Annotated in this window: 6 protein-coding genes and 1 pseudogene; all 7 read right to left on the reverse strand. The window is 46.3% G+C overall.

Translation table 11 applies throughout. From position 1 onward, the window contains the following. Nucleotides 1–13: 13 nt before the first annotated feature. On the reverse strand, nt 14–508 hold the full coding sequence (locus L1286_RS03755; RefSeq protein ID WP_235405569.1) for a CvpA family protein: 495 nt from the start codon (nt 506–508) through the stop codon (nt 14–16). 61 nt (nt 509–569) lie between these two features. Continuing rightward, on the reverse strand, nt 570–1,313 hold the full coding sequence (locus tag L1286_RS03760; protein ID WP_235405570.1) for an SPOR domain-containing protein: 744 nt from the start codon (nt 1,311–1,313) through the stop codon (nt 570–572). A gap of 11 nt (nt 1,314–1,324) precedes the next feature. Then, the gene (folC, locus tag L1286_RS03765; RefSeq protein ID WP_235405571.1) at nt 1,325–2,587 is read right to left on the reverse strand and encodes a bifunctional tetrahydrofolate synthase/dihydrofolate synthase; all 1,263 of its coding nucleotides are present in this window, start codon (nt 2,585–2,587) and stop codon (nt 1,325–1,327) included. Between the two features lie 22 nt (nt 2,588–2,609). After that, nucleotides 2,610–3,485, reverse strand: coding sequence for an acetyl-CoA carboxylase, carboxyltransferase subunit beta (gene accD, locus L1286_RS03770; protein WP_235405572.1), 876 nt, complete (start codon nt 3,483–3,485; stop codon nt 2,610–2,612). Between the two features lie 214 nt (nt 3,486–3,699). After that, a complete protein-coding gene (gene truA / locus L1286_RS03775) occupies nt 3,700–4,500 on the reverse strand; it encodes a tRNA pseudouridine(38-40) synthase TruA (RefSeq protein WP_235405573.1) in 801 nt (266 codons plus the stop codon). Between the two features lie 96 nt (nt 4,501–4,596). Beyond that, nucleotides 4,597–6,045: a FimV/HubP family polar landmark protein gene (locus tag L1286_RS03780; RefSeq protein WP_235405574.1), complete on the reverse strand. Its 1,449-nt coding sequence runs from the start codon at nt 6,043–6,045 to the stop codon at nt 4,597–4,599. A 578-nt stretch (nt 6,046–6,623) separates the two neighbouring features. Next, nucleotides 6,624–8,005 (reverse strand): annotated as a pseudogene (locus L1286_RS03785) (FimV/HubP family polar landmark protein); the annotation flags it as partial.

Below are 8,005 nucleotides of genomic sequence, written 5' to 3' on the forward strand. Positions count from 1 at the left end.
AATTCCTCGCCGATTAACGGTTTGCTGAATTTAAAAAGCTCGAATTATTTTCTAAATAAGAAAAAAACCATTCAATGACAAATCCAAATTCAGGGATTACTACCGATGCCTTCCACCAATTTGTATCTGGGGCTTTGGTGAATGCATCGAGAAAAAACAACAGGGCACTTACGACAAGCACACCACGCATAGCACCAAACAAGATACCAACAATACGATCAGTGCCAGACAATCCTGTACGCTGTACAAGTTCACCCAATATAAAATTAACTAGTCCACCCAGTACCAGCGTCGATATAAATAGTATGGCTATCGCCGCAGCGTTTCTTAAAAGGGGTTCTGAAACAAAGGTAAGGAAAGTGGATAAGTATTGATAAAATAGACTGGATATGAAGAAAGCGCCAACCCAAACTACAAGAGACATAGCTTCTTTTACAAAGCCGCGTATCAGCCCAAAAAAGGTGGAAATACCGACAACTGTAAATATGGCGTAATCAACCCAAATCATAATAACCAACAAGTCGTTAATTTGGGGCGCATTTTATAAGACACGCTTTAGAATTGCCAGATCAATTTGCAACCTTAAACTGTGTCAGCCTGCCATTCAACTTGGTTAATTTCTTTAATTCCGGTAACTTAGCTTCAAGTTTTTGCTTATTTAAGTCAGGCCCAACAAATACCTTTGTCAGGGTACCATTTGGTGTCTTAACTGGACGAGTAAAGGTTTTAAAGCCATTTTTCTTAAGCTTGTCCGTTAATGCCAATACATTAGCTTCATGAGAAAAGCTACCCAATTGAATGACATAGGCCATTTTAGTGAAATTTGAAGAGTCTGAACGTTCAAGCTGAGGTTGCGTTTTGGGTTCTACTTTTACGCTAGGTGTCTTATTGGCGACAGAGGAAGCAACTGTATTTGTCGCTGCTTTTGACTCTTCAACAAGTGTGTCTTTCAAAGCTTGCTCACTTTGCACAACAGGTGTTGACGACTGAACTTGTGGAGCAGAATCTGCACCCACAACAGCTTCTTCGCTATTTAAGGCTGTGTCACCGGACAAAACGTGCGATTCAGACTCATTAAGGTCGTCGGCGACAATATTTTCAATGCGGTCCTCTTTCGGCTCGAGAGCCAAAGAAGCTCGGTCATCAATGCTTTCTTGTAAATCGATAGATGTAAAGTCTGGTCGCTCAGGAATTTGTTTAAACCCCTCTTTGTAATGCACTTTCTCGCCATCCAAAATGTTTGGAATAAATACAATTGCGGCAATAACAATGATGCTGGTACCGACAAGGCGATTTACAAATCCTGAGTTCAAAATTTTACTCTCTATTTTTTCCAATATTGAATGGCTTCAGCCACCGTGAAAAACGACCCAAAAACAATCAATGCTGTATCACCGGATTGTTCAGGCAATAGTACATCTAACGCGGATGACACACTGTCAAAAGTACGTGTGCTTGCCTGTGTTTCAGGTGGCAATGCAGCTAACATCCTTTCAGCAGTTTCTGCTCGCGGACCACTTAAGGATGCACATGCCCAGCTATTGACGACGTCGTCTAGTTCATTAATTACGCTGGTTTTATCCTTATCAGCAAGCATAGCGACTAAGACGTTAATTTTAAAGCCCTGATTTTTTAAATCGAGTAACTTAGTGCGCAAATAACGTGCCGACTCAGGGTTGTGGGCAACATCTGTATACACAAGAGGGGCATCGCTTAGCTGTTGAAAACGGCCTTCAACCTGCAGATTATCCAGTGTCGTACGAAGCTGTACTTCCTCTGGCAAAAGATCTAGTCTTGCCAACGCGGTTAATGCTGTCGCGACATTTTGCGCGGGGATAGCAGGCTTGGAAAAACGTAAATCATACTCTTGATATTGCCAACGCAATCCGTCTTCTAATGGAGTAAAGTGAAAATCTCGCTTAGACAAAATCAATTCAGCGTTAATTTCTTGGCCATAGTCTGTGACTGTGTGAGGGATGTTTAGATCACCCACAATCGCGGGGGTGTCGGTACGGAAAATACCTGCTTTATCATAGCCAACCAGCTCTCGAGTATCTCCTAAATATTCTTTATGGTCGAGATCGATAGTGGTTATCACACTTGCATATGGCGTTACAATATTGGTCGCATCAAAGCGCCCACCTAACCCGACCTCAAGAAGTACATAATCAACGGCATAACGCTTAAACAACGCCAAGGCCCCCAAAGTACCAAACTCAAAATAGGTCAGTTGCGTTTCACCTCGCCCTTGTTCTAGCTCAAAGAAAGCATCGACATGGTCTTGATCAGGGAGTGCTTGCCCATTAATACGTACACGCTCATTGTAACGGATAAGATGCGGAGAAGCGTATGTGCCTACTGTATGGCCTTGAGCCAATAGTATGGCCTCCATACAACGTGCTGTCGTGCCCTTACCATTGGTACCACCAATTAAGATGATTTTACTTGATGTCGTCAATAAGTGAATGCTGTTCGCGACTTGGGCAACACGCTCTAAGCCCATTTCTATATTGGCAGGATGCAGTTGCTCTAAATAACAAAGCCAATCATCTAAGCTCGATGATTGGCTAGGTTTAATGTGTGACATAGCTAGCTCAATTTCGAAAAATTTACGCTACTCTATGCTCTTGTTCAGTAGAAGGCAAGTCCATAAACTTGGAAATCATACGGGCTAACGCGTCACGCATTTCACGGCGGTCAATGATCACATCTATCGCACCGTGCTCTAGTAAAAATTCACTGCGTTGGAAACCTTCAGGTAGTGTTTCACGCACTGTTTGCTCGATAACACGTGGGCCTGCAAAACCAATTAACGCTTTAGGCTCTGCAACGTTGATATCGCCAAGCATGGCCAAAGAAGCTGAAACGCCCCCCATCGTAGGGTTAGTCAACACAGAGATGAATGGCAAGCCTTGCTCGCTCATCTTTGCCAATGCAGCACTGGTTTTAGCCATCTGCATCAGTGAAAATAGCGCTTCTTGCATACGCGCACCACCAGATGCAGAGAAACAAATCAACGGCATATTGTGCTCTAGACACTCGTTTACGGCTTCCACAAAACGTGCACCAACAACCGACGCCATTGATCCGCCCATAAAGGAGAACTCAAACGCAACAGCAGCCACAGGCACACCTTTTAAGCGGCCTTTCATGGCGATCAGCGCATCTTTCTCACCACTCACTTTTTGTGCCGCGGTGATGCGATCAGAGTATTTCTTAGAATCTTTAAACTTCAGCACATCTTGAGGCTCAAACTGTGCACCCAGCTCTACAACCTCTCCATCGTCTAAGAAACGCTCTAAACGCTGACGAGCCGAAATACGCATGTGATGATCACATTTAGGGCACACATATAGTGACTTTTCTAACTCAGCTTTGTATAAAATTGAGTCACAAGATGTACATTTAGCCCAAACCCCTTCTGGGACCTCTTTCTTACCTGCCGATTTAGCAGCTTTAGGCAAGATTTTTTCTAACCAACTCATTGGCAACTCTCTTGTCTTTATTCTGTAATGAGTCTGTGCACACAGACAGATTTTCCCAATTAAAACATGTTTAAGGCAACAGCGATATAAAAAACTGGTCTTAGTAGTCTTAACATCTACTAGACGTTCTATAAATGCAATTTTTCATGTCTACCTGCTCAATTTAATGTAGAACACACCTTGAGCAAACTTGACTAAAATTGGGGGTTAATTGCTATTGTTTAATTTCAACTTCCGGCAGAAATAAGGGCCCAACAGGCTTAGTCGGAATGCCCCACTTTTCGGGGTAGTCCACATCTACCAGATATAAACCATTTGGTTTCGCTGTTGCACTCGCCTGAGTGCGGTCTTTAATTTTAAGCAGCTCTCCCATCCATTCAGGGTTTTGCTCACCAATACCTATATCTAACAAGCACCCAGTGATGTTCCTTACCATGTGATGTAAAAATGCGTTTGCTTTGATATCTATCACAACATAGTCGCCAAACCTATCAACCTGTAAATGGTGGATGTTGCGAAATGGGGTATTAGATTGACAATGAACAGCACGAAATGAAGTAAAGTCCTGTTCTCCTAACATAAATGGGCAGGCAGCCTGCATTTTTTCCACATCTAATGGGTGATGAAAATGCGTTACGCCATTGCGTAAAATACCGGGTCTGTAAGTATGATTATAAATTACGTAGCGATAACGTCTTGCCGTTGCACTAAAGCGGGCGTGAAATTCATCATCTACTTGCTGAGCAAACCTAACTGCAATGTCGTCAGGTAGCTGCGAATTCATACCCAAAGTAAAGGCACTCATTTCTCGCTCAGCATCCGTGTCAAAGTGAACAAGTTGTCCTGTTGCATGCACACCCGCATCGGTGCGCCCAGCGCACACTATATCAACGGGGTGATTACAGATCCTCGACAGCGCAGTTTCAATTTCTTCTTGAACACTACTAACGTGGCTTTGACGCTGCCAACCTGAGTAGTTTCCACCGTTATACTCAATACCTAGTACTACACGCATACACTTGCTAACTCTTCACTAAATTATGACCGGGCATTTTATGCTATTGACGCGGGGAAGAAAAGCAATGGGCGCGATATCGCACCCATTGCCTTTTTATTTGATTTGCGCTTTTAAGATGCGTGCCTCTTCTTGAACCGATTCGGGCCCTTTTTCCATCACTTCCTCAAGTGCTGATACTGCCGAGTCAAAGTCTTCGATTTCTAGGTAAGCACGGGCCAAATCCAATTTAGCTGCAAACCCATCTTCTTCAAGGTCAACATCTGGTGGATTGTCTCCGGCCAGCAGATCTTCAAAATCATCCAGACCCACATCCATATTAGGCTCCTGATAAGGCTCTTCTTGTACTAAAATATCGTCACTTTCAGCGATTAAGTCATCTATATTCAAAAAGTCCTCAGGAACTTGTTGGGTCTCATCAGGCATCTCAGCTGTCGCCGACTCCTCTTCAACCTCAAATGGCTCATCTAGCTCCTCACTCAATAGCGCATCAAAATTAACTTCTAATTCAGGTTGCTGGTCAGGTTCAAGCGCCTCAGGCTCTGCCTGCTCATCTAGCAAAGACTCAAAGTCGGTCTCTTCTAGATCAGCCATAAACTCATCTTCTATCGCGCTTTCGTCAATCTCAACAGGGATTTCTGCTTCAATGTCGTCTTCAGCTATTTCTTCTAGCTGATCTAAAAAGCGCTCTGGATCAATGTCTAAATCAGCCAGCTCTTCTGCATTTGGGACAACGTCCTCTGTCGGCTGACCTAAGCTATCAATCGCTTCGTCTGCCGCGGTTTTGGCAGCCTCTTCATCAAACGATGCGGCCAAATCTTGCGCTAACTCACGCTGCTCATCAATCATTTCATTGCTTAGAGCAGGTTCGCTCGACGTTGCTAGCCCTTCATCCATTGCAGCCATTGCAGCCGCTTCATCAAATGGCGTATCCAAATCAATGCTTAAATCCTCAGGCGTATTAATTGTATCTGCAGATTGAATCGCTGGTTCAGGCACGTCGTCCATGGCTGCTAATGCCGCGGCTTCATCAAATGGCGCGTCTAAATCTAAGCTTATCTCGTCATCAATAGACTCGACAACTTGACGCGGATCATTAGATTCCAATGACATTTCATGTTCGAAACTCTCCCTACTTGAAGATGGTGTATCACCAGAAGCCTCATCACCCAAATCAACTTCATCAAATAAGTCATCCAAGTCGTCTTCAAATGGAGCTGCTAACTCATCTTCCAACTGTAAGTGCAAATCGTTTTGGCTGCCCAAACTTTCGGCCAATTGACGCTCTGTCTCACTCATCTCATGCACTGAATCAGTCTCATCTAGAGATATAGCTAATTCGTCACTATCATCCAGCTCAAGTTCTGGGTAGCTTTCCAGTTCAGCACTCGGCGTTACAAAGTCTTCTTCTGGCTGTTCTTCTTCTGCAAGTAAATCTACTTCATCTCCAAGTGGATCATCACCTAAATCTATTTCAAGCTCTTCAGCCAGTATCTCTTCGTCGAGCTCCGCAAACTCACTCTCCGCCTCTAATGCATCCAGCATATCTCCAACACTTTGGCCCGGCTCCTGTTCTGCTTCTAGCTCCTGTTCTACTTCTAGCTCCTGTTCTACTTCTAGCTCAGGCTCTGCTTCTAGCTCAGGCTCTGCTTCTAGCTCAGGCTCTGCTGCTAGCTCAGGCTCTGCTTCTAGCTCAGGCTCTGCTGCTAGCTCAGGCTCTGCTTCTAGCTCAGGCTCTGCTTCTAGCTCAGGTTCTGCCTCTATCTCAGGTTCTGCTTCTAACTCAGGTTCTGCTTCTAGCTCAGGTTCTGCTTCTAGCTCAGGTTCTGCTTCTAGCTCAGGTTCTGCCTCTAGCTCAGGCTCTGCTGCTAGCTCCGGCTCTGCTAGCTCCGGCTCTGCTAGCTCCGGCTCTGCTAGCTCCGGCTCTGCTAGCTCCGGCTCTGCTAGCTCTGGTTCTGCTGCTAGCTCTGGTTCTGCTGCTAGCTCAGGTTCTGCCTCTAGCTCAGGTTCTGCCTCTAGCTCAGGTTCTGCCTCTAGCTCAGGTTCTGCCTCTAGCTCTGGTTCTGCCTCTAGCTCTGGTTCTGCCTCTAGCTCTGGTTCTGCCTCTAGCTCTGGTTCTGCCTCTAGCTCTGGTTCTGCCCTGGTTCTGCCTCTAGCTCTGGTTCTGCCTCTAGCTCAGGCTCTGCTTCTAGCTCAGGTTCTGCCTCTAGCTCTGCTAGCTCTGGCTCTGCTAGCTCTGGCTCTGCTAGCTCTGGCTCTGCTGCTAGCTCAGGCTCTGCTAGCTCTGGCTCTGCTAGCTCTGGCTCTGCTAGCTCAGGCTCTGCCTCTAGCTCAAGCTCTGCTGCTAGCTCAGGTTCTGCCTCTAGTTCAGGTTCTGCCTCTAGCTCAGGTTCTGCCTCTAGCTCAGATTCTGCTGCTAGCTCTGGTTCTGCTTCTAGCTCTGGCTCTGCTGCTAGCTCGGGCTCTGCTGCTAGCTCCGGCTCAGCTGCTAGCTCTGGCTCTGCTTCTAGCTCCGGCTCTGCTGCTAGCTCAGGCTCTGCTGCTAGCTCTGGCTCTGCTGCTAGCTCTGGTTCTGCTGCTAGCTCAGGTTCTGCTGCTAGCTCAGGTTCTGCTACTAGCTCTGGTTCTGCTGCTAGCTCTGGCTCTGCTGCTAGCTCTGGTTCTGCTGCTAGCTCAGGTTCTGCTACTAGCTCAGGTTCTGCCTCTAGCTCTGGTTCTGCTGCTAGCTCAGGTTCTGCTGCTAGCTCAGGTTCTGCTACTAGCTCTGGTTCTGCTGCTAGCTCTGGTTCTGCTGCTAGCTCAGGTTCTGCTACTAGCTCAGGTTCTGCCTCTAGCTCTGGTTCTGCTTCTAACTCTGGTTCTGCTGCTAGCTCTGGCTCTGCTGCTAGCTCTGGCTCTGCTGCTAGCTCAGGTTCTGCTGCTAGCTCTGGCTCTGCTGCTAGCTCTGGCTCTGCTTCTAGCTCAGGTTCTAGTTCTAGTTCTAGTTCAGAGTTTGCATCCAATTCCGCTACAGACTCAAACCCTTGCGGGATCTGCGCTTCTTCATCAAGCATGCCATCCAAATGACCTGGCGTTACATTCGACGCACTTTCAATTTCAGTAAAATCTCTCGGTTCGTGCTCAATTTCATTGTCTAACGCAGATTCATCATCCAGCGGTGATACCTCGTCACCCACATTAGTCAGCAAATCATCAATGTCGCCTAAATCGTTTTCATCAAGTTCAGCCTCTAGCGACGCATCCAACACGTCATTTTCTAACTCAGGCGCTTCTTCTTGCTGCGCGACGTCTTCACCGGCGTCGGCCAACAAGTCATCAATGTCGCCTAAATCGTTTTCATCAAGGTCAGCCTCTAGCGACGCATCCAACACGTCATTTTCTAACTCGGGCGCTTCTTCTTGCTGCGCGACGTCTTCACCGGCGTCGGCCAACAAGTCATCAATGTCACCTAAATCGTCTTCATCAAGTTCGGTCTCTAGCGACGCATCCAACACGTCATTTTCTA

The sequence above is a fragment of the Pseudoalteromonas sp. SMS1 genome (assembly GCF_021530565.1).
Lineage (GTDB): Bacteria > Pseudomonadota > Gammaproteobacteria > Enterobacterales > Alteromonadaceae > Pseudoalteromonas.